The organism is Psychrobacillus glaciei, from assembly GCF_008973485.1.
GTDB lineage: Bacteria > Bacillota > Bacilli > Bacillales_A > Planococcaceae > Psychrobacillus > Psychrobacillus glaciei.
In genome coordinates this window covers 3,085,727-3,111,239 of sequence record NZ_CP031223.1, presented here as the reverse complement: position 1 = coordinate 3,111,239, position 25,513 = coordinate 3,085,727, and the positions used below count along the sequence as shown (strand labels likewise).

Genomic DNA, 25,513 nt, shown 5'->3' with positions numbered 1-25,513 from the left:
CGGCTGGTAAAAGAAGGAGAAGAGCTAAAATGACAAATTTACAATTTGATGAAAAAGGACTTATACCTGTTATAGTTCAACATGCAATTACGAGAGAGGTATTAACACTTGCTTATATGAATAAAGAAGCATATACAAAAACAGTTGAGACCAAGGAAACTTGGTTTTTCAGTAGAAGTAGACAAGAATTATGGCATAAAGGGGAAACTTCCGGGCATACGCAGCAAGTCATTTCGATTCGAGAAGATTGTGATTCTGATGCGCTAGTGGTGGAAGTATTGCCAAATGGAGTAGCTTGTCACACAGGCGAAGAAACTTGCTTTCATAAAACAGTTGAGAAGTTCGATGATACAGTTGGTTACAATACAATCACTTCCTTAATTAATATCATTGAAGAAAGAGAAAAAGAAATGCCAGAAGGGGCATACACCACTTACTTATTTGAAAAAGGTGTAGATAAAATTTGTAAAAAGGTTGGGGAAGAGTCTGCTGAAGTGATTATAGCGTCTAAAAATAATGATGCAGAGGAATTGAAGTGGGAAGCAGCGGATCTAATTTACCACTTGTTAGTGCTCTTACAAAATCAAAAAGTGAGCTTCTATGACCTTTTACAAGTATTACAAAAAAGACATGAGAGTAAAACACATAAATAATAATTGTTTATGATATACTGAAGAATATACTGATAAGGGACGTTATTACTTCATTCAGCACTTAGGCTGAATGAGATTAATGCCTCCGGCGGATGCCACAGATTTTTAAAGGAATTTATCGAGGAAGCTCGATAAAAATCTGGGCGCACATATGCCGAGGCGTATGTGATACGTCCCTTATTATTTTTCGGAGGATTATCTTGAATAAAAAAAATAAAAAGGTTTTAAAAGAAAATATTATTTCATTTTTGCCTACAGGCGAATACTACTATAAAAAAGCATTAGATGAGCTTCAAAAAGAACAATATGAAAAAGCACATAAATATTTAAAAAGAGCAGCAGATTTGAGTCCAGATGATCCATTAATATTAATGCAATATGCCATTTTACAAATGGAATTAGATAACTTTGATTGGGCACATGAGCTTCTAAGAAATGCACATGATATTGACCCAAATGAGTCAGAAATCGTGTTTTTCCTTGCAGAAGTGAATGCGCATTTAGGAAATTTTATGGACGCCAATCGATTTGCAAAAATGTATGTGGAAATGGATATTCGCGGGGAATATACAGAAGAAGCAATGGAAATTGTAGATTTCACAGAGCAAGAAGATTTAGAATCCATGGAAATGGACAGTCCATCTAGCGAAGCTCTTTTTCTTCAAGAAAAATCTAGACGCTTAATGGAACAAGGAAAATTTCAGGAAGCAGTAGAATTGCTAGAATCATTGATTATTGATAACCCAGACTTTTGGGCTGCATACAATAACTTGGCACTTGCCTATTTCTATGTTGGAGAAGAGGAACAAGCAAAAGCGTTACTTCATAAAGTCTTAAGCGAAAACAGAGGGAATATTCATGCCCTTTGTAATTTAGCTGTAATTCATTATTATGAAAAAAACACAGAAGAATTAGAAGAAATTACTGATTTCTTATCGAAGATCAATCCGTATTTTATCGAGCATCGATATAAAATGGGCGCAACTTTTGCCTTAATTGGAAAATATGAAGAAGCTTTTAAATGGTTGAGAAGTTTACAGCGAAAAGGCTTTGAAGGAGATCCAGGATTTTATTTCTGGTTAGCTCATTCCGCATACTTTGCAGGACATGAGGAAATTGCTCGAAATGCTTGGAAGGCATTGCTGAAACTGGACCCAGAAAAAGCAGGATTCGAGCCATGGCTACCTCAAATTAAGGAAATAAATGATCAAGGTACGGAACATCAAAAGGAATTCATTTTGGAGAAGCTTCAAAACGAACATGTAAGTGAACGTATCTTTGGATTTTATTTGTTAGGAAAATCAAAACATCGGTCAGAAATAATTTCTCATCCCAAGTGGATTGTTGTAGACGAGTTAGGCACGATGGAAAAATTGTTTTTAGCACAGTCATTAGGACATTCATTTGATGAAAACTCAGTGGCGGAGAAAGCTTTTTTACGAGCAATCGCAGCAACAGATTTGCTTTATGAAAAATATAAACCGCTTGCACAATCTGCTACTTACCTGTTTCAAATGTGGTTTATGTTGATAGAACGTGCACTTGAAAAGGGATATGACTTTAAAAACCCAAAAGCGTTAGCTGCTGCAACAGAATATATGTTTGAATCATCTCGTACTAAGAATGTGACGAAAAAGTATTATGCGGATCAATATGGAATTACTACAAATACCTTAACCAAATATGTCAATGAACTAATTCAGTTTTTGCCGCTGTTTAATGCATAAGCAAAATAGTTGAAGCGGGCATAAAAATCCTATAGATTGAGTGTGAGTAGAATTGTAGGGGGAATTAGCAATGACTGAAGAAAAAATTTATGATGTAATTATAATTGGAGCTGGACCTGCGGGGATGACTGCTGCTGTATATACATCTCGTGGGAATCTTTCAACGCTTATGATAGAACGTGGTATTCCTGGTGGACAAATGGCGAATACGGAAGAAGTGGAAAACTATCCAGGTTTTGAAACCATTTTAGGACCTGAGCTCTCTACTAAAATGTTCGATCATGCAAAAAAATTTGGTGCCGAGTATGCATACGGTGATGTTGCGGAAATCGTGGATGGCGAACAATATAAAACGGTAAAAGTTAGTGGAAAAGAATATAAAGCATTAGCTGTAATTATTTCATCCGGTGCTGAGTATAAAAAGATGGGGATTCCAGGGGAAACAGAACTTGGAGGACGCGGTGTAAGTTATTGTGCAGTTTGTGATGGCGCATTTTTTAAAGGGAAAAGACTTGTTGTTGTCGGTGGAGGAGATTCTGCCGTTGAAGAAGGCGCATTTTTAACGAAGTTTGCAGATAAAGTAACGATTGTTCACCGTCGCGATGCGCTACGTGCTCAAAAGATTTTACAAGAACGTGCATTTTCCAATGAAAAAATCGACTTTATTTGGAACACAACATTAAAAGAAATTAATGGCAAAGACGGAAAAGTAGCTGGAGTGACATTAGTTTCTACAGTAGATGGTTCGGAAAGTGAGTTTGAAACGGACGGAGTTTTTGTATACGTAGGAATGTTACCTTTAACAAAACCATTCGTGAACTTAGGCATCTTAAACGAAAATGGATATATCGTGACGAATGAAAAAATGGAAACAGCAGTACCTGGAATTTTCGGTGCTGGAGACGTACGAGAAAAAATGCTTCGTCAAATTGTTACTGCAACAGGTGACGGTAGTATTGCCGCTCAAGCTGCACAGCATTATATTGAAAATTTAAAAGATAAAAATATTGCAAACGTATAATTTAATGTTATTTTAATCCGATTGTAACCTTATTGAAATAAATAAGGTGTATATTAAGGATTATAAATACCCCTTTTTATATAAGAAATATTTGGACAGGCTGTTTCTCGATTTTAATCGATGAAGCAGCCTCTTTTTGAGTATTAAGAGAAAGTGTAAACTATACTACTATATAAATTTGGTACACTAGGAATTCAGTATTCAAGATGATTCTAAGCCCTATTTTTTTGGGATTTCCAATATGTGTAATGTTTATCTTAGATTGAATTCACCTATCTGGTTGTTGATTTCTATCCATTTACCATCTGTAGTAGGATTTTTTTCATTTCTTTTAAGATATAAAGTTTATATGAATTAAGGGTTACGTTATGCAAGTTGGTGGAACCTGATAAAAATAGATAGTATTTATTGATAAAGAAGCGCTGAGCGGACAAAACTGACTCTTCGTCCGCTTTTAAAAGAATAGGAGAAGATTTATTCTCTCATTATCCAAACCTTATGTACCTTGTCTCTACATATTTCAAGAGGGTGACGGACAAATACTCGCCACAAAAATTCCCTCCTTAATAGTATAGCTAATGTTATTTGCGACGAGTAACCGCAGGAGCAGATATTTCGTCCAAAGCACTCTGGAATCGGTAAAGACAAGATGTACTTAGAGGACGCTTGCGCATTTCTAAGGGTTTTCATGTATAATATATAGTAATAAGTAAAGATAGTTTTGGAGTGATAATTCGTGCAGCGAATCGCAAATTTACTCATATACAAAGATGGGCAAGTTCTTTTATTGAAAAAGCCTAGAAGAAACTGGTATGTTGCTCCAGGAGGTAAAATGGAAGTGGGGGAGTCTATACTGAACTCTGCAATTCGAGAGTTTACAGAAGAGACAAATACGATTCCAATTAATCCTCATTTAAAGGGAATTTATACGATGGTCATTGAAGAAAATGGTATTCAAATAGACGAATGGATGCTATTTACATTTGTTGCAACAAATATAGAAGGAACCCCTTTTGAGGAAACGACAGAAGGCATTTTAGAATGGCATGCAGTAGAAGACTTATACGTACTGCCTATGGCTGAAGGTGATCGAACGAATCTGCTATTTGCGGTTCGAGAGCAAGGAATACAATATGGAACATTTGTATACACACCCGACTTTACGTTAATAAAAGAAACGATTCAACAGTCCGTGGAGGGAGAAGTAGACAATGGAAAGTCAGCAAAAGCTTGAAACTGAAGTGGTGATTATCACTGGAATGTCAGGGGCGGGAAAGACAGTAGCAATTCAAAGTTTCGAAGACCTTGGTTATTATTGTATCGATAATTTGCCGCCGGAACTTTTAGGGACATTTATCACTTTAATGATAGATTCCAATAAACAGCCTCGCAATATTGCAGCAGTAATGGATTTGCGAGGAGGAGAAATGTTTCATTCATTAGCTGATTCGGTTAATAATCTACAAGAAGCAACATCTGTTACGCCAAAAGTTTTGTTTTTGGATGCAGAAGATGAAGTATTAGTGAGACGATATAAGGAAACTAGGAGGTCTCACCCCTTAGCAAACTCTGGACTTCCTTTAGATGGTATTAAAAAAGAGAGAGAATTACTGTCTGATTTAAAAGGAAGAGCACAATTCATATATAATACATCTAAAATGAAACCACGTGAATTAAGGGAAAAAATACAAGATGAATTTTCAGCTAAAGGTAGTAAAGTATTTACGGTTAATGTCATGTCATTTGGTTTTAAACATGGTATTCCGATAGATGCGGATTTAGTATTTGATGTTCGTTTTCTACCAAATCCTTACTATATAGAGGAATTACGATTGAAATCGGGACTAGATGAGGAAGTTTCTAGTTATGTTCTAAAATGGGTGGACACAAAAACGTTAATTGACAAGTTAACAGATTTGTTTTTATTTATGATTCCTCAATATAAACGGGAAGGTAAAACTCAGCTTGTCATTGCATTTGGATGTACTGGTGGGCAACATCGCTCCGTAACACTTGCTGAATTCTTTGGAAAACAATTAAAAGCAGAAGATAAGACGATTATTACGCATAGAGATGTTACAATAAGAAAGGATTGAAGTAATGAATCGTACTAAACACCAGAAAAAAATAGTTATAATTGGTGGAGGTACAGGATTATCTACCTTACTTCGTGGTTTGAAGAATTTTCCACTCGATATTACAGCAATTGTTACTGTAGCAGATGATGGTGGAAGTTCTGGGCGATTACGAGATGAATATGATATTCCCCCACCTGGTGATGTTCGAAATGTTTTAGCAGCTCTTTCAGATGTCGAGCCCTTAGTGGAGGAAATGTTCCAGTATCGTTTTTCCAATTCTACTGAATTAGAAGGTCATTCATTAGGAAATTTAATGCTTACTGCTTTAACTTCTATTACGGGTGATTTTGCCAATGCAATCAGGGAAATGAGCCAAGTATTAAAAGTGCACGGAAAAGTACTTCCGGCTGCAAATCAGATAGTGACACTTCATGCGCAATATGAGGATAATACAATAATAACTGGGGAATCAAAAATTCCAAAGTATGGGCAGAAAATAAAGAAAGTGTTTATTACTCCTGAAGATGTGAAACCGTTACCAGAAACACTTAAAACCATTGCAGAAGCAGATATAATAGCAATTGGACCTGGGAGTCTTTATACAAGCATTCTTCCAAACTTATTAGTATTAGATATAAAAAAAGCGATAATCAGCTCAAAAGCAAAGAAAGTATATATTTGTAATTTAATGACCCAAGCTGGGGAAACGAGTAATTATACTGCGTCTGATCATGTTCAAGCACTTATAAATCATATAGGTGAAAATTTCATCGATACAGTTTTAATTAGCAAGGAAGAGATCCCAGAAAATGTACAATATTTATACAAACAAGAAAAAGCATCGCCTGTCAAAATAGATGTTGAAGTTTTAGAAACATTAAACATAGAAATCATAAAGAAAGATATTTCGGTGGTTTATGACGGTGCAGTTCGCCATGATTCCATAAAAGTAGCAAAATGGCTAGTAGAGTATGCAGGTTAATAAGAGCACTTTGAAACTGATCGATAGCAGTCTCTAGCAAGAAAGGGGGAAACGGATATGTCGTTTGCTTCTGAAACAAAAAAAGAAATGACGCAAGAAGAGTCAAAACCATGTTGTGCTAAAGCAGAACTTTCCGCACTTATTCGGATGAATGGTTCTTTGTCATTTAGCAATAAAATGCTTAGTTTAGATGTCCAAACAGAGAATGCTGCAATCGCAAGAAGACTATATACATTGATAAAATCTTTATATCCATATCAAGTAGAGTTGCTTGTCCGAAAAAAAATGAGATTGAAAAAAAATAATGTCTATATTTGTCGTGTCCGAGAAGGGGCAAAGAGCTTATTAGAGGATTTGAAAATATTAAATGAGGGCTTTCAATTTGAATATTCGATTTCCAAAGAACTCGTGAAAAAGAATTGCTGTAAGCGTGCTTATTTAAGAGGAGCATTCTTGGCAGGAGGCTCTGTTAATAATCCGGAGACGTCTTCCTATCATTTGGAAGTTTACTCATTATATAAAACACATAGTGATGCATTAGTAGACTTGATGAATGAATTCGAGTTAAATGCAAAAACAATTGAACGTAAAAAAGGCTTTGTCGCGTATTTGAAGGAAGCAGAAAAGATTTCGGACTTCCTAAGCATTGCTGGTGCACATTATGCATTATTGAAATTCGAGGATGTTCGGATAATACGAGATATGCGGAACAGTGTAAATCGTCTCGTTAATTGTGAAACGGCGAATCTAAATAAAACGATTAGTGCGGCTATTAGACAAGTAGAAAATATACGATTTATCGAAAATTCGGTTGGTCTAGATCAATTGCCAGAAAAATTACGAGAAATTGCAAGGTTGCGTGTTGAATATCAAGATGTTACATTGAAAGAATTAGGTGAAATGGTTTCGACTGGGAACGTTAGTAAATCAGGTATTAATCATCGTTTACGAAAAATAGATGAAATTGCAGATGCACTTCGTAGAGGCGAAACAATTTAGTGAAATGGAGCGTAGAATGATGACAGAAAAACATGTCGAAGTAAAATTACCAGCAGGATTACAAGCGAGACAAGCAGCATTATTTGTTCAAGAGGCAAATCGTTATATAGCAGATGTATATGTCGAAAAAGATGACAAGAAAGTAAATGCCAAAAGTATTATGGGAATTATGAGCTTAGCGATAAGTAAAGGGATAACTGTAAACTTAAGTGCAGAAGGTTCGGATGAAGAAGAAGCAGTAGAAGCGCTAGCGAAATTTATTACAAATGAAGAATAGAAAAAACGCCTCACTCGTCATTACAGACGAAAAGGCGTTTTTTTTTTTTTGTAAGTTTGAAGCCATAGTTAAGGGGCTTATAGCTGCTGTTTATGGGGATATAGCACTACTTTATGGGTTCATACAGGCAATGTAGGGGCAGATAGCGACTTTCTAAATTCGAAGCCACTATCTAGGTGTTTATAGCCGCCGTTTATGGGGACATAGCTCCACTTTATGGGTTTATACATGCTCAGTAGGGGCAGATAGCGACACACTAGGTTCGAAGCAGCCGTTAAGGAGTATATAGCTTCCGTTTATGGGGACATAGCTCCACTTTATGGGTTTATACATGCTCGGTAGGGGCAGATAGCGGCTCACTAGGTTCGAAGCAGCTGTTAAGGAGTATATAGCCGCCGTTTACGGGGACATAGCGCCACTTTATGTGTTTATACATGCTCGGTTAGGGGCAGATAGCGATACACTAGGTTCGAAGCACGTATTAAGGAGTTTATAGGCGCTGTTTATGGGGATATAGCGCTACTTAAGGTGCTTATACGCGCTCAGTAGGGGCAGATAGCGACTCACTAGGTTCGAAGCAGCGGTTAAGGAGTTTATAGGCGCTGTTTATGGGGAGATAGCGCTACTTAAGGTGCTTATACGCGCTCAGTAGGGGCAGATAGCGACTCACTAGGTTCGAAGCACGTGTTAAGGAGTTTATAGCCTTTGTTTATGGGGACATAGCTCCACTTTATGGGTATATACATGCTCGGTAGGGGCAGATAGCGACACACAAGGTTCGAAGCACTTGTTAAGGTGTTTATAGCCGCTGTTTATGGGGACATAGCTCCACTTTATGTGCTTATACGCGCTTAGTAGGGGCAGATAGCGGCTCACTAGGTTCGAAGCAGCCGTTAAGGAGTATATAGCCGCTGTTTATGGGGACATAGCTCCACTTTATGGGGATATACATGCTCGGTAGGGGCAGATAGCGGCCCACTAGGTTCGAAGCAACCGTTAAGGAGTTTATAGCCTTTGTTTATGGGGAGATAGCGCCACTTTATGGGTATATACATGCTCGGTAGGGGCAGATAGCGGCTCGCTAGGTTCGAAGCACGTGTTAAGGAGTATATAGCCGCTGTTTATGGGAACATAGCTCCACTTTATGGGTTTATACGCGCTCGGTAGGGGCAGATAGCGACACACTAGGTTCGAAGCAGCTGTTAAGGAGTATATAGCCGCTGTTTATGGGGACATAGCGCCACTTTATGGGTTTATACATGCTCAGTAGGGGCAGATAGCGGCACACTAGGTTCGAAGCATGTGTTAAGGAGTCTATAGCCGCTGTTTATGGGGACATAGCTCCACTTTGTGGGTTTATACATGCTCGGTAGGGGCGGATAGCGACTCACTAGGTTCATAGCAGCAGTTTATGGGTTTATTAACGCTATGTAGGATTGGGTAGCCATTTTCTAGGTCAGAAAATAGCTATCCTACGCCAAAAAAATACCCAAGGAAATTAAAAATTTCCTTGGGTACGATTTTTATTAAGCTTTTTTCATTTCGCTACGGCTAATGATATGGTCGATTAAACCGTATTCTTTTGCACGTTCTGCAGTCATGAAGTTATCACGGTCTGTATCTCTTGAAACGACTTCTAGAGGTTGGCCAGTACGTTCCGCCATAATGCCATTTAATTTATCGCGTAAGTGTAAGATACGTTTAGCCGCAATTTCGATTTCTGTTGCTTGCCCTTGTGCTCCACCAAGTGGTTGGTGAATCATAACTTCTGCGTTAGGAAGCGCATAACGTTTTCCTTTTGCTCCAGCTGTTAGTAAGAATGCACCCATAGAAGCAGCCATACCGATACAGATCGTTTGTACATCTGGTTTGATGAACTGCATTGTATCGTAGATTGCCATTCCAGAAGTGATGCTTCCGCCTGGGCTATTAATATAGATGGAGATATCTTTTTCTGGATCTTCTGCTTCTAAAAATAATAATTGGGCAACGATGGAGTTTGAAACGTTGTCATCAATAGCACTTCCAAGCATGATAATACGGTCTTTTAGTAATCGTGAGTAAATGTCATATGCGCGTTCCCCACGATTTGTTTGTTCAATAACTGTAGGAATTAAATTCATCCTGATTGCCTCCTTCAAAAGTGGTATTGTAAGTTGATTACTGAGAAATATTCTCTCAGTTGTAACTTTATCATACACATTATGGTCAAGGAAGGTCAAATTTTAAGCTTCAAAATGAAAGGTTGAATTTTGCCCGTTCTATTTGTATAATAGATAAGTCGCTTGCCCTTGTAGTGTAATGGATAACACACAAGCCTCCGAAGCTTGTAATGTGAGTTCGATCCTCGCCGAGGGCATTACTAAAATATAATAACTTTTCCTGAAAGCACTCCAAACATTGTAATATCAATGTTTGGAGTGCTTTTCTACATTATTAATAGTATTATTGCCCCACATTTTCTTCCAATAAACCATCCCAATTATGTTGTAACATTCGCGTCACAAAAGTGGATTAGTATAAACCGTTAGATAGCGGTTATTAATTATACAGATGATTGGTAGTGATAAAAATGAAAAAAACAAAAAAAATAATTCTTAGAATAATAAAATGCGCGATTATAGGAAGCATGCTAGCAGTGGGAATAGTTACTTATTCATTTAAAATAGAACCAAAACGTCTTATTACTAGGGAGTATCAACTCGAGCTCACAACTGGAGGAGAGAATTCCATAAGAGTAGTGCAATTTTCCGATGTACATCTAGGTCCGAATTTTTCACTAAAGCAGCTAGAAAAGTTGGTAATAAAAATTAACAGACTGAAACCTGACGTAATAGCTTTTACAGGAGATCTTATGGATGTACCATCTCAGTTCGAGGGTAGGTTGAATATAAGCGATGTTCTGGGAAAGCTGAAAAGCACGTATGGAAATTATGCTGTTTGGGGAAATCATGACCACGGAGGAGGAGGGAACCGATTTTACGCGGATATTATGGTGAAATCTGGTTTTAAGGTACTTCGAAACGAGAGTAGCATAATAGACCTTGGAAATGGAAAAGTATTAAATGTTATAGGGTTGGATGATGCGATGCTTGGAAACCCTAATGTTCAAAAAGCATATTCGGGTGTTGATGAGCAAGGTGCTACTCTTCTTCTATTACACCAACCAGACCTTGTGGACGAAGTAGGGCATGAAAATTTTGATCTGGCACTTGCTGGGCATAGTCACGGAGGGCAGGTAGTTCTTCCAGTTGTGGGCCCAATAGTGACACCCCCTCTAGCCAAGAAATACACTAAAGGGATGTATAAGCTTGGGAATGATCATCATCTTTATGTGAATAGCGGAATAGGTACTACGAGAATTCCAATTCGGTTTTGGGATCCTTCAGAGATATCGGTTTTTGATTTAACTCTTTGATTACAGAAAATAAAAAGTCTTATCATTAGTTTGGTTAACTTTCGTGAAGCATTTTTTATTTTTTGGGGAAGTACTAAAAGCAGTAATTGGAAGGAGAATAGGAATGAATATTTTAATCGCAGATGACGAACAGCAAATGGTTAAAATACTCTCAGCTTATTTAAAAGAGGAAGGCTTCCATATTTTCGAGGCCAAAGATGGACAGGAGGCACTAAATATATTTGAGTCAAACAAGCTGGACATGGCCATTTTAGATTGGATGATGCCAAAGATTGATGGAATAGAGGCCTGTAAATATATTAAGGAAAACAGCAGTACTAAGGTTCTAATACTTACTGCGAAAGGTCAAAATGAAGATGAAATAAAGGCATTACATAGTGGAGCAGATGAGTATATTAAAAAGCCATTTGATCCGAGAATATTAATTTTAAGAGTGAAAAAACTTTTGAACATAAGCGAAGAAATAGAAGTGAGAGATCTTCGAATTAATGAGCATGAAAAAAAAGTATATAAGTGCAAGAAGCCACTACAACTAACAAAAATAGAATACGATTTGTTATTATCCTTCATTAAAAATAAAGGTGTTATTCTATCGAGGGACAAACTTGTTGATTTAATTTGGGGGATAGATTATGAAGGTGATTATCGAACGGTGGATACACATATCCGAAGGTTAAGGACGAAAATAGGGGATGACTTTATAAAAACCTACAGAGGAATTGGGTACTGCCTGGAGGTGATGGACGATCAAAATTAGGAATAAATTCACTGTTGGGATTTCATCTATCATTATTTGTATTTTTATCTTTTCAATTCTTATCAATATTTTCCTAGTAGATAGATATTATATTTATGAGCAAAGAAAGGTTTTAGACAAGGTAGCTAGTGAGATACAACGTGGAACTGACAACTTACAACAGATAGAAGAGAAATATGCAGTAACGATTGTTTATTCAAAGATTAGTGGAAGTTTGGATCAGTTCAATGAAAGAATAATTTCTGAATTTGACAGGAAAAAAATAAAGCTAAATAAATTTTGGATTACTGAAAGTACATTAAATACTTTGAAGGATAAAAGTGTCAATAAGCTATATGACCAAGGCAAAAGTAAATATCAAGTTTTGACTAAATTTATAAAAATAGATAATTATATTATTGCAATAGGGTTACCGTTGCCACATATGGAAGCAACAATCGAAATTATTAACAGATTTAATATTTTCTTGATGACTATTTCTGTAATTTTGATTGTTTTATTAGTAGTAATCCTCTCTAAAAAAATTACAAGGCCATTAGAGTCTCTGAAAGTTTTGTCTCAAGATATTGCTAATTTACACTTTAGAAAAGAAGAAATCAATACGAATGATGAGGTAGGCGAGCTTGCAAAAAGTATCAACATCATGAGTGAAAACTTAGAAAAAGCTCAAGAAGAGATTAATAGTCAAAATAAGCGGTTAAAGGAATTAATGTCCGATGTGTCCCATGAGTTGAAAACACCTTTATCCTTAGTGAAAGTTTATGAACAAGGAATATCAGATGGACTAGATGATGGAACATTCAGAGACACAATTGAAGAACAGCTTGAAAAAATGGATTTATTAATAGAAAAGCTTTTGTTTTGGACAGAATTAGAAAGCACCTCATTAAACAAGTACCCCTTTGAACTAGGGAAAAGGGTTGTTGCTATTGCAAGGAAATACAGGCTCATACTTGAGGAAAACGATATTCTTCTTTCTTTAAGTTTAGACATGGACATGGAATATGTAATCCATGCAGACAAAGCGGCAATTGATGTGGTACTCGATAATATAATAACCAATGCTATTAAATATACTAATGACAAGAATATAGAAATTGCTTTAACAAAAAATAATAATAGTGTAACGCTAACGATTGTTAATGGGGTTGGAGAAATGGACGAAAGTGATTTGCAAAATGTATGGAGACCTTTTTATGTACTAGAAAAATCGAGAAGTAAGGAGCTTTCTGGCACAGGTTTGGGCTTACCGATTATTAAGAGCATTTTGGAGAATCACGAGGTGGACTTTGGATTTGAATTAATGAATAGTAGGTTAACGTTTTTTGTAACATTCGCGTAACACACCTCCGATATTCTAATTTTGGAGGTGCAATACATGGAAAAAACAATAGCAATCATGTTAATTGCTGCAATTGCAGCGACTGTTCTTACGGGATGTATGAACAATGAAAGGAATAAAAGTAAAGAGCTCTATTCACAAATAGATCATAAAGATTTTACCTTTCAAGTAGATCCAGAGACATTAGCGTTGGAAGTGGAGTCCGATGGAATTACTGAAAGAGCATCGGAACCAATGGAGAAAATGAAAGTTACTAATTTACAGGACAGTGGAAATACGATGTCCTGGACTTATCCAGAAAAGGGAATTGATATTGAACTTGAAAAAAAAGAGAAGTATATAGACATAAACATCAAATCGAACAAAGATGAAGAAAATTTATTTTCTTGGCCAAAAGTGACAGGAGATGGATATATGCTTCCATTAAATCAAGGTAAGTATATTCCAAGTGATGATCCTGTTTGGAAAGAGTATTTAAATGAAGAAAAAATGAAGGTGATTGAGTCTTTCTCTATGCAGTTTTTTGCAGTTGAAAAAAGCGATTATTCGGTAGTCTATATCATCAAAAATCCTTATAATAATGAAATTGCTTTTAATACAGAAAATGATATTTCATTTGCTTTTAATCATGAGTTTCCATCCATTAATAAACAGAAGGAATATGGCTTTAGAATATATGTAACAGAAAAAAATCCAGTACAAGTTGCAAAGACATATAAAAACTATTTGGTAGAACAAGGTGACTTTAAAACCTTAGGGCAAAAGGCAGAAGAAAATAGTAATATTGAAAAACTCTACGGTGCACCTCATGCTTATTTTTGGGATAGAACGGTGATTTCAGAGGAAAATATAAACTGGACAAAGTTGAGAGATGGTATACCTGATAACCTGAAGTTATGGATTCAGGAGTTATTAAATACAAAAGTTGATGATGGTTCAGAACTCTCAAAGGCTTTTGATAATCTAGACAACTTAGATTATGTAGACAAATATACTAAAAAAAGAATAGTGAAAAGCTTAAGTGCCGTAACACTGCTAAAAGAATTTTATAATACTGAAATATTTACGCAAATGGATAAGACAGCTCAAAAACAATTAGATATGGGTATATACAACTTGGATCCTGTGGAATTGATTGACCTAAATAAGCGATTATTGAAAAGCGTTCTTGGAAATGCAGTTGACCCCATTGAGAAGTGGGCAGATGCTAATACGGTGGATGTAATCAAGGATATGAAGCAATCAGGGTTAGAAAATATGTGGATTGGTTTGGATGACTGGCAAGAAGGGTTTATCAAACCAGAGTTAGTAAAAGAAGCAGAAAACCAAGGATATTTAATAGGGACGTATGATTCATACCATTCCATTCATGAACCAGGGAAAGAAAAGTGGGAAACAGCTAAGTTTAAGGATACTTCCCTTTTTGAAAATGCAACTGTAAGTAATAAAGATGGGAACAAAATAGAAGGTTTCCAAGGCCAAGGAAGAAAGCTAAATCCCGTACTAGCGATGCCTAGCGTAAAAGAAAGAGTAACTTCAATTTTAAATACTGGTGTAACATTTAACTCCTGGTTTTTAGATACAGATGGCACTGGTGAAATCTTTGATGATTATTCGCCAGAACATATTACAACGGAGGCTCAAGATGTCCAGGCTAGAATTGAACGGTTGGATTATCTGCAAAAAGAATGGGGTCTGGTAGTTGGTACCGAGGGTGGAAATGATTTTGCTAACCAAACTATTGCTTTTGCACATGGAATAGAAACACCATCATTTTCTTGGATGGATGAGGACATGGGGAAAAATAAAGAGAGTGAATACTATGTAGGAAGATACTATTCTAGTACTGGCGGGGTTCCCGAAATGTTTTCTAAACAAATACCTGTAAAGGAGAAGTACAAGAAGCTATTTTTGGATACAGCTTACACAATTCCACTATATAAGTTAGTTTATAACGATTCAGTAATTACGACTCATTGGTGGGGATGGGGAACATTGAAGTTCGAAGACGAAATGGCAAATAGAATGTTATATGAAATACTCTATAATGTGCCACCTTTATATCATCTAGATAAAAACGAGTGGAAAAAACATAAAGAAGCAATCGTAAGCCACTCTAAGGTTTGGTCAACTTTTAGTAAAAAAGCGATTATGGAAGAAATGACAGATTTTCAAGTGTTAACAGATGATAGATTAGTTCAAATGACAAAATACGGAGAATCATTAACTGTAGTGGCAAATTTTTCGGAAGATGAGTTTGATTTCCAAGGTGAGTTAATACCGAGTAAGTCTTTGTTAATCATAGATGGAAATGATAAAACGATGTATTCACCTTCTAAGTAAAAGAGACTATTGTTAAGTTTTAATTAATTAAAAAGCATCGATCGCTCCTATCATTCTTGAGCAATCGATGCTTTTTTTTATAGGACAATGATGTATTAATCATCCGCCATAAGATTACCCAAAATTTCTCCGATAATAGTGTAGTAGATGGTTCTGCCGAAGCACTCAGGAATTGGTGAAGACCAGATGCACTTAAGGAAGCATGCGCTTTTCTCACTGTGCATGCTTTATTCATTTTTTATGCGCTTATTAAACGAGACAGCATAAGCATTATGACGGAAGTGAAGAACGGGATCATCCGTTAGTTCAATACCCACGCCGACTAAGGTAGGGTCAAATAAAATTGCTTCATTTGGATATCGGATTTTACTTAAAGTCAGTCGACCAACTACAATCTGTTGTCTATCGTCCGGCCAAGGATCTGTTGAATCATCGGTAGCATCGCCCTCTTCTCCTAAACGAATAACTAAGTTAAATAAAACAGACCCATTCAGTACTCTCTCGTGGAGTTCTTCACTGAGATAGTCAGGAGAAGTTATTTTAGCTTCTGAATTTTTCAGCGGATTTTTTTCTTGTGCGGGTTGCCACTCATATTTGATCGCTTGGCGTTTTCCTTCTTTATTCACAAAATAAAAAGCGTGTATTGGGTAATAATGGAGTCGAGCATAACTTATGGGTGGCTGTTTAAATTGTTCTTTTAGCGCAAGTAATATGTTTTTTCTTTCGGGATACTTTTTAATAATATTCAGTATACCTATTCCTAGATCCACTTTATCAAGTCCAGTTTTGTCAGCGGTTAAAATTTTCAACATGTCTATAAAGGTTTGAGGATCTTTTGTTATGAACATAGGGATTGTGGTGCTCACCAGATGACTTGCAGTTCCATTTGGTAGGTGAAACTGAACGGACATACCTTTGAAAGGGGAAAGAAAATCCGCTGCTGTTGGGTTTGGTGGACTGTTAGAAAAGCGAACAGTTGCAGGTACAGGTTCATTTTGCAAGTGTGCAGCGGTAGTATACGGTATTGCATTTCCATTCGGTGTAAAGATTGCTTCATAAAACACTCCCTTAGCATGCGCGCGACGGGCTCCGGGAAACTTGCCCTGAATCTTTTCCAGTGTGTCAATTGCGTCTGTTGGCAAAGGATCATGAGGATCGTTAAAATTATTTATGTGAATCACCTCCATTAAACATTCTATTTCAGCTATACCCCAAAACTTTTATATTAATCAAAGGAGATAGCCACATTTTTTTGAAACCATTTAATGTTTTTTTTCGTATAGTTAAATAGGTTTCACATTTTCGATTTAAAGGTAGAAATATAATATACTTAATAAGAGGTGAATGAGATGAAGAAATTATTTGGACCGCTTATAACTATAATTGTGATTATTGCTATCTTTGCGGCCATTTTAATACCGAGTTATAACGGTTTTGTAAATGGAGAAGAAGATGTCAATAAGGCATATGCTCAAGTGGAAAACCAATTGCAACGTCGTTTGGATTTAATTCCCAACCTTGTGAATACGGTAAAAGGTTTTGCTTCACATGAAAAAGAAGTACTTAGTAATATCGCGGATGCACGTTCAAAGTTAGCAGGAGCAAGTACACCAGAGGAACAAGCAAGTGCGAATGATCAGTTATCTGGAGCATTAAGCAGATTGTTAGTTGTAGTGGAAAATTATCCTGATTTAAAAGCAGATGCAAACTTCCGTCAATTAATGGATGAACTTGCTGGAACAGAAAATCGTTTGTCCGTAGCAAGACAAGACTATAATGGGATAGTTTCAGACTACAATAAAAAAGTAAAACGCATGCCTGGAAGTATTATTGCTTCTATTTTTGGCTTCGATGAAAAAGAATATTTTAAAGCAGACGCAAATGCGAAAGAAGCGCCAGTCGTTGATTTTGAAGGAGATGGCAAGTAATGAGGAAAGTTGCGCGAATGCTCATAGTTGCGCTACTTTTATTTCTTTCGATTCCATTAGTAACTGTAGCAGCATCTAATATACCAAAACCTATTCCTGGTGAATCCTATGTGCAAGATTACGATGGCTATTTATCACCAACGACCAAGAAGCAAATAGAAGAGCTTGGTCTCAAATTAGACAAAGCAACAGGTTCACAAATTGTCGTTATGATTATCAATTCTCTAAATGGGCAAGATGTTAATCAATTTAGTACAGATGTCATAAGAGAATTTGGTATTGGAGATCCTAAGAAGAATAATGGTGTTTTATTGGTGATAGAAACGGATCCAACTAAAAAAGGCGATAGAGACGTAGATATTACAGTGGGATATGGATTAGAAGGAGCTTTACCTGATGGGAAAATTGGCCGTATTCTCGATGAATATACAAAACCTTTATTAGTTGATAGTTCAGTGGATGATGCTGTGCTTACTACTTATCAAGTGTTATTTAATGAAGTCGCAAAAGAATATGGTTTAGAAGGCGAGCTTTTGGACGTGAAAGATCCATCTGCATCAGACGGCGGTTTTTCGATTTCTACCATCATTGGAATCATCGTAGTCATTTATTTTATTTTTACCATCATGAAAAATGGTGGCGGTGGCGGAGGAAGTAATGGTAGAAGACGACGCTCGATTATGTTTGGTCCAGGAAGTTTCGGAGGTGGCTTTGGTGGCGGCTTCGGAGGCGGTGGAAAAGGATCTGGTGGAGGTTTCGGTGGCTTCGGCGGAGGTAGTTCCGGAGGCGGTGGAGCTGGACGTAAGTGGTAAATCATAAATGGAAAAAGCCCTTAATAGGGCTTTTTCTTTGTAATTTCACTTTGTTTCCATATTGTAATTGTTCAGATAAAATACGTAAGAAGTAATGAATGGGGGCTTGGGAATGAAACTAGTAGAGATTAACAAGGATAACTGGCTACGCACCGTTTTATTGACTACTAATGGGGATGGGAAGGCGACCGTAGTAGAAAAATTTGTAGCCTCCAATGCGCTATCTATTGTGCAATCGATTTACGAAACTGGATGGATTGTTAGAGGGATAGAGGTAGATGACAAGATTATCGGCTTCACTATGTATGGATTAGATGAAGATACTAAGAATTACTGGATATGTAGATTAATGATTGATCACACCTGTCAGGGGAAGGGCTACGGTAGAGAGGTAATTCAGTTAATCTTGGACGAAATGAAGAAGCTAGATGGCTGTGAAACGATCTATATTTCGACGGAGCCAGACAATGTAGTAGCCATAAAACTATACGAAAGCTTCGGATTCCAAAAAACAGGCAAGATCAATGAAGGAGAAGCGGAGTTTGTATTGAAACTGTGAGTGGGGAGAGAGCAGAGGCTCTTCTTTTTTGCTTGTCGTAAACAACCTTTCAACAAGAAAAAACCAACAATTAGTTGGTTTTTTGATTATTAATTTTCAGCAAATTCACCGATCATCCGCTTGATCTCTTCATATATCACAACATGTGGTTCAGTAGTGATATCACCAAGAAATCCAAAATCATCCCCGGGGGAGAACATCAGCATTCCATCCTTGTATAATGTAATAGTATACAAAATAGTTCCTTTGTCTACTTCGTTTGTTAGGTAAAGATGATAATTATCCATTTGAGGGAGAGCTTCAGCCCTTTCTCTGCTTTCTTGCTCAGATGCCTCTTTGATAGGAAGATGGTCAATTGTCGCCAGAATAGAATTTATTTGATTTCTAGCGGATGTACAACCATGGAGATTTCTCGACGTATTATCATTCTCGTAAATCTTACCGTTGAAGCAAAGGGTATCGAAGGAAACACTTTCCCTAAAAGTGGGAGTTCTTACATCTTCATTGCCCCCTACGTAAGCGTTAAAATTCTTTATTTTCTCTAGAAGCTCCATGCCACCGCTGCCCTTAACTCCGTTATATCTACCGATTTTTCCTGGTTCAGAAGTAGAAAAGATAAATTCTTCTCGGAATGTATGAAAAATTTTCTGTCCTTGGCTATTCGTTAAGGAAACCTCAATTACTGGGTGATAGATATTCGGATGATCTTTCTCTGGCTTAATTTCAACGTTCTCTAAATGCATCTCTATATCTTTATTCTCTAAAAAATAGTCGTACTTGAATACAAGATTGGTATTAATTAAGGATGTCAGAACACCTTCACTAAAATATTCACCAAAAGTGTTTGGAAAATAATCCATTAGGTCCGTGTATTCCTTTGATTGCAGAAGTTGATTATACTGCTCTTGGTTCTCCGTTTTCGTCTCACTTTGTAAATCCATCCAGTTGTTCATTAAACGTAAATACTCTTCATCAGGTCCATTGTATTCTCTCTCTAATACTGCTTTTATAACTTTTTCATTAGAAAGAGGCTTAGCTGATTGCTCTGTCTCCGAGGGATTAGAAATAGTAATGAAGAGAAAGGAGGCAATTGCTATTATTGCTAATGAAATAAAGGCAGGGAATATATTGCGTTTTCTCTTTGTTTCTATTCTATCTTTTAAGGCTAGCCACGTATTGCGCTTTGCTTCCTCTGAACGCTCCACATCTTTCATTTCCTCAAAAAACTCATCAAATTCTTTACGTGGTTTCATTTGCAAGACCTCCTTTCTGATGAAACTCCTTTTTAAGTGCCTCAAGTGCTCGCATCATTTTCATTTTTACTTTTGCTTCGGTCCAACCGAGTATATAGGCTGTTTCTTGAATGGAGCATTCTTGTACCTTTCGTAGGAGCAGGACTTCTTGATAATCTTTTTTTAACTTACTTAAAGAGTCATACATCAAAGAAAGTTGCTCCTTTTGTTCAAATTGACTCTCTGGTGATAATGCGTTTGTTTCTAAATCATGCTCTTTATCGAAGGAGAAAAATTGGATGACTCTTTTCCTCCGAAAAAAATCATAGGTTACATTACGTGCTATTTTTAATAGCCAGGTGGCAGTGGACGCCTGCTTGTTAAAGGCTTTTAGTCCTTTATATGCTTTATAAAATGTTTCTTGTGTAAGATCCTCGGCACATTCTCTATGACGGACAAGTAAGTATATATAGCTGTAAACTCGATCGCTGTGCTCTTTGTATAGCTTTTCCATTTCCATCTTCTGACCTCCCCTTATTGCTATAGACGAAGGAGTAAATAAAAAGTATCGCTTTTATTGTACCTTTTTAGGAAATAATTTGTATTTAAGTCTAAGTGCTAAATCAATCCTGGTGATTATTATGTTCTTTCCGACTAATACATTTAGGCTAATGTACGATTAGTTTTCCGTCTTACTCTAGGGATAATGCGTCTTAGTGACCGCCAGGATTTCCGCTCTAGGTGGACGCTTTCCGAGGGGGGAGCGATGAGCCAGCACCGTCGCATGTGCGCCGTTTATGCTGTCTCATCTGTCTCCCTGATCCCTTCGGAGTCGCCACCTGCCGCTGCAATCCAGCATATTTGCTAACTATTCAGTGTTACTATTCACTTATTAATCTTAACTATATTATCTAAAATAAAATCCAATAAATGGTTGGACGAGTCAAATCACGGGGAGAATGCCACTACTTTCTCTTAATAAAGCCTTAACTTTGCCTTAAATTATATGTCTCCATTGAAAATATTCCGTATGTTGCGCATTATTTATTGGGTGATAATATCCGGATTAGTAGAGTGGATAACTTTGCGCAATACTACTGAATAGTTAATATGTTTCTTCTGGATTGGAGCGAAAGGGCGGCGACTCCTACCGGAGGCCAACAGGATGTTGGTCACGAAGGTGTTGCCACACGATGTGGCGCTTCTAGCCTTCGATCTCTGTGGGCAAATGAGACTTCACAACGAACGCGTAGCGGCGGTGAAGGCTCATCGCTCACCCGGTGGAAAGTGTCCGCCCTGCAGCGGAAATCCCAGCGGCAACTTTCTTACGACGTAATATATCTAAAAAGCGAACTGAAATATAAAAATGTAAGCCAGTATCTCGTTTCATTAAATAGAAGAAGATGGATAATCAACGGACTTGATGCAAAACGACACACGATTTTATTTTCTAAAAAGACTATAATAAAAAGTATCAAATGATTTTTGGAAGGGATGATATAAAATGATTGTCCATTTCTACACGAGACCAGGTTGTCATTTATGTGAAGAGGCAAGACTTATGCTGAAACTTGTGCAGGAAGATATAGCGTTTGAAATAAAGGAAGTAAATATAGAAGAAAATGAAGCACTACACGAAAAATATATGCTGATGATTCCAGTAGTTGAATTCGAAGATGAAATTATTCAATATGGACAAGTAGATTATGCAACACTTCTGGAAGCATTCCTTAAATGATGCTCCAGATTTTTTTTATAGATTTTCTTCGAATCGCAAGTTAGCTTCGATAAATCGCAAATTAGGAACACGTAATCGCAAGATCATCTCTCCAATTCACAACATTCCCCAATGTCTGCCTGTAGAATGCTCATCTCGTCTCAATATTTTCCAAAAAATAATGCACTAGTCTTGCTAATGTGCATATAGTATTGTATGATGATTTTAGAAATTCACTTTTTTTTATGCAAGTGGGACATTTTTTAAGTAAGTGGGACAAAAACGTACCAATAAGTTTGGAAGTGAAATATGGAGTCTTTACTCACTGCTCAGTTAAAGCTAATTCCTGAAATGAGTGATTTGTTACAAAAAAGGTACCAAGTACTTCAGATGATTCAATTATCTAAAGGGATTGGTAGGCGAGTTTTAGGAGAACAATTAGGTTTGTCGGAAAGAGACATTCGGAAAGAATTAGACGCTTTAAGAAATCAAGGATTAATTGAAATATCACGTGATGGAGCAGCAATTTCTCCTGAAGGAACAAAAATATTAATGGAATTAAAAGAAGTAGTTCGCGAATGGTCAGGAAGATTACAACTGGAGCAAACACTTTCAAAAATTTTACACATAAAAGAAGTAATTATTGTACCAGGAAATGTAGATACTAATACGAATGCAACCATGCTTTTATCTCAAGAAGCGGCTAAGTTTTTGGAAAGCATCTTGTCTAATGACAAAATAGTAGCAGTAACAGGCGGTTCAACCATTGCATCCATCTCTAATTTTGTTCAAGATACAACAAAATGGAAAAATTTAATGTTTATCGCAGCTCGAGGCGGAGTTGGAAAAGATGTAACGTTACAAGCAAATACAATCGTTTCTCTTTTTTCCAATAAAACAAACGGATCATATCGCACATTATATATGCCGGATAGTTTAAGTGAAGAAGCATACACTACGATGAAGAAAGAGCCTTTCATTCAAGAAATGATGGACCTATATGAAAAAACAAGCATTATTATTCATGGTATTGGTGATGCCGAAGAAATGGCTCGAAGAAGAAATTCTAGCGAAGAAGAGATTGAGCGTTTAAAAGAAAACGGTTCGGTTAGTGAAGCATTTGGCTATTACTTTAATGACCAAGGCGAAGCAGTTCACCGAATACGAACAATTGGAATTCAGTTAAAACAATTAAAAAATATAGAGCATTTACTTGCAGTTGCAGGTGGTGCCAAAAAAGCAAAAGCACTTTTGTCTTATTTTAAACAAGCGCCGGAACAAACCGTGTTAGTGACCGATGAAGGTGCTGCAAATGAAATGATGAACATAATCTCACAAACCAATTAGGAGGAATATAAAATGACAGTAAAATTAGCGATTAATGGATTTGGACGTATAGGACGTAAAGTTTTTAGAGAAGCATTAGAACAAAATGAGTTAGAAGTAGTAGCAATCAATGACTTAACAGATGCAGCAATGCTTGCACACTTGTTAAAATATGATTCTGTCCATGGAATTTTAAATGCGGACGTTTCTTCTGAGGGTGATTATTTAATCGTAAACGGTAAGAACATTCGAGTTTTTGCTGAGAAAGACCCTTCAGCACTTCCATGGAAAGAGCTAGAAATTGATATCGTTATTGAATGTACTGGATTATTTAGTACAGCTGATAAAGCTGGGAAGCATATTGAAGCTGGAGCTAAAAAAGTAATTCTATCTCAACCTGCTAAAGACGATATGCCTACATTTGTTATGGGTGTAAATGCGGATAAATATAATCCAGAAACAGATCATGTAATATCCAATGCATCATGTACAACAAACTGTTTATCACCACTTGCAAAAGTTTTACAAGATCAATTTGGTATTAAACGTGGCATGATGACAACTATTCACTCATACACGAATGATCAACGTATTTTGGACTTACCGCATAGTGATTACCGTCGTGCTCGTGCAGCAGGAGAATCTATGATTCCAACTACAACAGGAGCAGCATCAGCAGTTGCGAAAGTACTTCCTGAACTTAAAGGGAAATTAGATGGTATGGCAATCCGCGTACCAACACCAAACGTATCATTAGTAGACTTTGTAGCAGAGCTTGAAAAAGAAGTAACAGTAGAAGAAGTAAATGCTGCTTTAAAACATGCTTCTGAAAATGAACTAAAAGGAATTCTTGCTTTCAATGAACTTCCATTAGTTTCAATTGACTATAATGGAAATACAGCATCTTCTACAATTGACGGGCTTTCAACGATGGTATTAGGAGATAATATGGTGAAAGTATTATCTTGGTATGACAATGAATCAGGATACTCTTCGCGCTGTATCGACCTTGCTTTACTTATGGCGAAAAAAGGATTGTAATCGTTACTTAGCATAGCGATTATGCGTAATAACCTCTATAATGAAAGAGGGTAAAAGGAGCAAGGGTTACCCTTCGCTCCTTATTTTTATACATATAAGGAGGCTTATCTCATGAATGAAAAACAAACAATGAGCGATGTAACTTTACAAGGAAAGCGTGTGTTTTGCCGTGTAGACTTTAACGTGCCGATGGAAGATGGAGCGATTACAGATGATACACGTATTCGTGCAGCATTACCGACGATCAACCATTTAATTGAACAAGGTGCGAAAGTAATCTTAGCTAGCCATATGGGACGACCAAAAGGTGAAGTGAAAGAAGAACTACGTTTGACAAAAGTAGGAGAGCATTTAGCGAAACTTTTGGATAAGCCAGTGAAAAAATTAGATGAATCGATTGGAGCTACAGTTGAAGCAGCAATTTCTGAAATGCAAAATGGAGATGTTGTTTTATTAGAAAATGTCCGCTTCCATGCAGGGGAAGAAAAAAATGATGCAGAGCTTGCAAAAGCATTTGCAAGTCTAGCAGATGTGTATGTGAATGATGCATTTGGTGCAGCTCATCGTGCACATGCAACAACAGAAGGAATTGCAAAATTACTACCTGCTGTATCAGGCTTGTTAATGGAGAAAGAATTAGATGTTTTAGGAAAAGCTTTATCTAATCCGGAACGTCCATTTACAGCAATTATTGGTGGATCAAAAGTGAAAGATAAAATTGGTGTTATCAATCATTTATTGGACAAAGTAGATAATATATTAATCGGTGGAGGCTTATCGTATACATTCACCAAGGCACAAGGGCATGATGTTGGAAACTCTTTATTAGAGGAAGATAAAATCGAATTGGCTCAGTCTTTTATGGAAAAAGCGAAAGAAAAAGGTGTTTCTTTTTACTTACCAGTAGATGTTGTCGTAGCAGATGCGTTTTCAAAAGATGCCAATACGAAAGTAGTGGATATTGACCAAATTCCTTCCGACTGGATGGGGTTAGATATTGGACCGAAAACAGCTGCTTTATATGCGGATGTTATTAAAAATAGTAAGCTGATTATTTGGAATGGACCGATGGGTGTATTCGAAATGGATGTATTTGCGAATGGTACTAAGGGTGTGGCGAACGCAATGGCCGATACAGATGGTTACACGATTATTGGTGGTGGAGATTCAGCAGCAGCTGTTGAAAAATTCAATGTTGCAGATAAAATGGACCATATTTCAACTGGTGGAGGAGCTTCCTTAGAGTTTATGGAAGGCAAAGATTTACCGGGTGTATCTGCTTTAAACGATAAGTAATGGAG

At 36.9% G+C, this 25,513-nt stretch carries 23 protein-coding genes and 1 tRNA gene; 20 read left to right on the top strand and 4 right to left on the bottom strand.

The window, feature by feature from the left end; all coding sequences use genetic code 11:
- The first annotated feature begins 29 nt into the window (after window positions 1-29).
- From hisIE to PB01_RS14580, 8 genes are all read left to right on the top strand, one after another.
- Window positions 30-653 (top strand): bifunctional phosphoribosyl-AMP cyclohydrolase/phosphoribosyl-ATP diphosphatase HisIE, encoded by a 624-nt coding sequence (hisIE, locus tag PB01_RS14615; RefSeq protein ID WP_151700875.1) that lies wholly within the window; start codon window positions 30-32, stop codon window positions 651-653.
- A 200-nt stretch (window positions 654-853) separates the two neighbouring features.
- Window positions 854-2,380, top strand: coding sequence for a tetratricopeptide repeat protein (locus tag PB01_RS14610; protein ID WP_225986047.1), 1,527 nt, complete (start codon window positions 854-856; stop codon window positions 2,378-2,380).
- A 70-nt stretch (window positions 2,381-2,450) separates the two neighbouring features.
- Window positions 2,451-3,401 carry a thioredoxin-disulfide reductase gene (gene trxB / locus PB01_RS14605; RefSeq protein WP_151700873.1) on the top strand — a complete coding sequence of 317 codons (951 nt, stop codon included), beginning with the start codon at window positions 2,451-2,453 and terminating at the stop codon, window positions 3,399-3,401.
- Between the two features lie 736 nt (window positions 3,402-4,137).
- Complete coding sequence (locus tag PB01_RS14600) at window positions 4,138-4,635, top strand: NUDIX domain-containing protein (RefSeq protein ID WP_151700872.1); 498 nt, start codon at window positions 4,138-4,140, stop codon at window positions 4,633-4,635.
- Complete coding sequence (gene rapZ, locus PB01_RS14595) at window positions 4,613-5,497, top strand: RNase adapter RapZ (protein WP_151700871.1); 885 nt, start codon at window positions 4,613-4,615, stop codon at window positions 5,495-5,497. Before PB01_RS14600 ends, rapZ begins: the two co-directional genes overlap by 23 nt.
- A gap of 4 nt (window positions 5,498-5,501) precedes the next feature.
- Entirely contained in the window at window positions 5,502-6,461 is a 960-nt protein-coding gene (locus PB01_RS14590) for a gluconeogenesis factor YvcK family protein (protein WP_151700870.1), read from the top strand.
- 57 nt (window positions 6,462-6,518) lie between these two features.
- A complete protein-coding gene (gene whiA / locus PB01_RS14585) occupies window positions 6,519-7,460 on the top strand; it encodes a DNA-binding protein WhiA (protein WP_151700869.1) in 942 nt (313 codons plus the stop codon).
- A 19-nt stretch (window positions 7,461-7,479) separates the two neighbouring features.
- Complete coding sequence (locus tag PB01_RS14580) at window positions 7,480-7,737, top strand: HPr family phosphocarrier protein (protein ID WP_151702066.1); 258 nt, start codon at window positions 7,480-7,482, stop codon at window positions 7,735-7,737.
- A gap of 1,526 nt (window positions 7,738-9,263) precedes the next feature.
- Here PB01_RS14580 and clpP read toward each other — a convergent pair.
- Window positions 9,264-9,860, bottom strand: coding sequence for an ATP-dependent Clp endopeptidase proteolytic subunit ClpP (gene clpP, locus PB01_RS14575; RefSeq protein WP_151700868.1), 597 nt, complete (start codon window positions 9,858-9,860; stop codon window positions 9,264-9,266).
- 164 nt (window positions 9,861-10,024) lie between these two features.
- Between clpP and PB01_RS14570 the strand changes: the two genes are divergently transcribed.
- The 5 genes from PB01_RS14570 to PB01_RS14550 all read left to right on the top strand — a co-directional run bounded on the left by PB01_RS14570 (window position 10,025) and on the right by PB01_RS14550 (window position 15,597).
- Window positions 10,025-10,096 (top strand) — tRNA-Arg (locus PB01_RS14570).
- Window positions 10,097-10,309: 213 nt separating this feature from the next.
- The gene (locus PB01_RS14565) at window positions 10,310-11,155 is read left to right on the top strand and encodes a metallophosphoesterase (RefSeq protein ID WP_151700867.1); all 846 of its coding nucleotides are present in this window, start codon (window positions 10,310-10,312) and stop codon (window positions 11,153-11,155) included.
- Between the two features lie 103 nt (window positions 11,156-11,258).
- A complete protein-coding gene (locus tag PB01_RS14560) occupies window positions 11,259-11,912 on the top strand; it encodes a response regulator transcription factor (protein WP_151700866.1) in 654 nt (217 codons plus the stop codon).
- Between the two features lie 214 nt (window positions 11,913-12,126).
- Window positions 12,127-13,254 (top strand): sensor histidine kinase, encoded by a 1,128-nt coding sequence (locus tag PB01_RS14555; RefSeq protein WP_225986046.1) that lies wholly within the window; start codon window positions 12,127-12,129, stop codon window positions 13,252-13,254.
- Between the two features lie 36 nt (window positions 13,255-13,290).
- Entirely contained in the window at window positions 13,291-15,597 is a 2,307-nt protein-coding gene (locus PB01_RS14550) for a glycoside hydrolase (protein WP_151700864.1), read from the top strand.
- A 227-nt stretch (window positions 15,598-15,824) separates the two neighbouring features.
- Here PB01_RS14550 and PB01_RS14545 read toward each other — a convergent pair whose 3' ends face one another.
- Window positions 15,825-16,784: a catalase family peroxidase gene (locus tag PB01_RS14545; protein WP_151700863.1), complete on the bottom strand. Its 960-nt coding sequence runs from the start codon at window positions 16,782-16,784 to the stop codon at window positions 15,825-15,827.
- A 162-nt stretch (window positions 16,785-16,946) separates the two neighbouring features.
- Between PB01_RS14545 and PB01_RS14540 the strand changes: the two genes are divergently transcribed.
- From PB01_RS14540 to PB01_RS14530, 3 genes are all read left to right on the top strand, one after another.
- Window positions 16,947-17,525: a LemA family protein gene (locus PB01_RS14540; RefSeq protein WP_151700862.1), complete on the top strand. Its 579-nt coding sequence runs from the start codon at window positions 16,947-16,949 to the stop codon at window positions 17,523-17,525.
- Window positions 17,525-18,337 carry a TPM domain-containing protein gene (locus tag PB01_RS21665; RefSeq protein WP_151700861.1) on the top strand — a complete coding sequence of 271 codons (813 nt, stop codon included), beginning with the start codon at window positions 17,525-17,527 and terminating at the stop codon, window positions 18,335-18,337. The genes PB01_RS14540 and PB01_RS21665 overlap by 1 nt, the downstream gene beginning before the upstream one ends.
- Before the next feature lie 112 nt (window positions 18,338-18,449).
- Entirely contained in the window at window positions 18,450-18,896 is a 447-nt protein-coding gene (locus PB01_RS14530) for a GNAT family N-acetyltransferase (RefSeq protein ID WP_225986045.1), read from the top strand.
- Between the two features lie 89 nt (window positions 18,897-18,985).
- Here the strand turns inward: PB01_RS14530 and PB01_RS14525 are convergent, their stop codons facing one another.
- Window positions 18,986-20,149 carry a hypothetical protein gene (locus tag PB01_RS14525; protein ID WP_151700859.1) on the bottom strand — a complete coding sequence of 388 codons (1,164 nt, stop codon included), beginning with the start codon at window positions 20,147-20,149 and terminating at the stop codon, window positions 18,986-18,988.
- Window positions 20,136-20,648 carry an RNA polymerase sigma factor gene (locus PB01_RS14520; protein ID WP_151700858.1) on the bottom strand — a complete coding sequence of 171 codons (513 nt, stop codon included), beginning with the start codon at window positions 20,646-20,648 and terminating at the stop codon, window positions 20,136-20,138. Before PB01_RS14520 ends, PB01_RS14525 begins: the two co-directional genes overlap by 14 nt.
- A gap of 984 nt (window positions 20,649-21,632) precedes the next feature.
- On the opposite strand from PB01_RS14520, the gene PB01_RS14515 reads away from it, so the two are divergent.
- The 4 genes from PB01_RS14515 to PB01_RS14500 all read left to right on the top strand — a co-directional run bounded on the left by PB01_RS14515 (window position 21,633) and on the right by PB01_RS14500 (window position 25,508).
- The gene (locus PB01_RS14515; RefSeq protein ID WP_151700857.1) at window positions 21,633-21,866 is read left to right on the top strand and encodes a glutaredoxin family protein; all 234 of its coding nucleotides are present in this window, start codon (window positions 21,633-21,635) and stop codon (window positions 21,864-21,866) included.
- 288 nt (window positions 21,867-22,154) lie between these two features.
- Complete coding sequence (locus PB01_RS14510; protein WP_151700856.1) at window positions 22,155-23,192, top strand: sugar-binding transcriptional regulator; 1,038 nt, start codon at window positions 22,155-22,157, stop codon at window positions 23,190-23,192.
- 12 nt (window positions 23,193-23,204) lie between these two features.
- Complete coding sequence (gap, locus tag PB01_RS14505) at window positions 23,205-24,212, top strand: type I glyceraldehyde-3-phosphate dehydrogenase (RefSeq protein WP_151700855.1); 1,008 nt, start codon at window positions 23,205-23,207, stop codon at window positions 24,210-24,212.
- A gap of 129 nt (window positions 24,213-24,341) precedes the next feature.
- Window positions 24,342-25,508: a phosphoglycerate kinase gene (locus PB01_RS14500; protein ID WP_404815120.1), complete on the top strand. Its 1,167-nt coding sequence runs from the start codon at window positions 24,342-24,344 to the stop codon at window positions 25,506-25,508.
- Window positions 25,509-25,513 lie beyond the last annotated feature (5 nt).

What these genes read in the sequence shown, in the direction of transcription:
- hisIE (WP_151700875.1), top strand. Translation starts at nt 30, where the DNA reads ATGACAAATTTACAATTTGATGAAAAAGGACTTATACCTGTTATAGTT.
- trxB (WP_151700873.1), top strand. Translation starts at nt 2,451, where the DNA reads ATGACTGAAGAAAAAATTTATGATGTAATTATAATTGGAGCTGGACCT.
- rapZ (WP_151700871.1), top strand. Translation starts at nt 4,613, where the DNA reads ATGGAAAGTCAGCAAAAGCTTGAAACTGAAGTGGTGATTATCACTGGA.
- PB01_RS14590 (WP_151700870.1), top strand. Translation starts at nt 5,502, where the DNA reads ATGAATCGTACTAAACACCAGAAAAAAATAGTTATAATTGGTGGAGGT.
- whiA (WP_151700869.1), top strand. Translation starts at nt 6,519, where the DNA reads ATGTCGTTTGCTTCTGAAACAAAAAAAGAAATGACGCAAGAAGAGTCA.
- PB01_RS14580 (WP_151702066.1), top strand. Translation starts at nt 7,480, where the DNA reads ATGACAGAAAAACATGTCGAAGTAAAATTACCAGCAGGATTACAAGCG.
- clpP (WP_151700868.1), bottom strand. Translation starts at nt 9,860, where the DNA reads ATGAATTTAATTCCTACAGTTATTGAACAAACAAATCGTGGGGAACGC.
- PB01_RS14565 (WP_151700867.1), top strand. Translation starts at nt 10,310, where the DNA reads ATGAAAAAAACAAAAAAAATAATTCTTAGAATAATAAAATGCGCGATT.
- PB01_RS14560 (WP_151700866.1), top strand. Translation starts at nt 11,259, where the DNA reads ATGAATATTTTAATCGCAGATGACGAACAGCAAATGGTTAAAATACTC.
- PB01_RS14550 (WP_151700864.1), top strand. Translation starts at nt 13,291, where the DNA reads ATGGAAAAAACAATAGCAATCATGTTAATTGCTGCAATTGCAGCGACT.
- PB01_RS14545 (WP_151700863.1), bottom strand. Translation starts at nt 16,784, where the DNA reads ATGGAGGTGATTCACATAAATAATTTTAACGATCCTCATGATCCTTTG.
- PB01_RS14540 (WP_151700862.1), top strand. Translation starts at nt 16,947, where the DNA reads ATGAAGAAATTATTTGGACCGCTTATAACTATAATTGTGATTATTGCT.
- PB01_RS21665 (WP_151700861.1), top strand. Translation starts at nt 17,525, where the DNA reads ATGAGGAAAGTTGCGCGAATGCTCATAGTTGCGCTACTTTTATTTCTT.
- PB01_RS14530 (WP_225986045.1), top strand. Translation starts at nt 18,450, where the DNA reads ATGAAACTAGTAGAGATTAACAAGGATAACTGGCTACGCACCGTTTTA.
- PB01_RS14525 (WP_151700859.1), bottom strand. Translation starts at nt 20,149, where the DNA reads ATGAAACCACGTAAAGAATTTGATGAGTTTTTTGAGGAAATGAAAGAT.
- PB01_RS14520 (WP_151700858.1), bottom strand. Translation starts at nt 20,648, where the DNA reads ATGGAAATGGAAAAGCTATACAAAGAGCACAGCGATCGAGTTTACAGC.
- PB01_RS14515 (WP_151700857.1), top strand. Translation starts at nt 21,633, where the DNA reads ATGATTGTCCATTTCTACACGAGACCAGGTTGTCATTTATGTGAAGAG.
- PB01_RS14510 (WP_151700856.1), top strand. Translation starts at nt 22,155, where the DNA reads ATGGAGTCTTTACTCACTGCTCAGTTAAAGCTAATTCCTGAAATGAGT.
- gap (WP_151700855.1), top strand. Translation starts at nt 23,205, where the DNA reads ATGACAGTAAAATTAGCGATTAATGGATTTGGACGTATAGGACGTAAA.
- PB01_RS14500 (WP_404815120.1), top strand. Translation starts at nt 24,342, where the DNA reads ATGAGCGATGTAACTTTACAAGGAAAGCGTGTGTTTTGCCGTGTAGAC.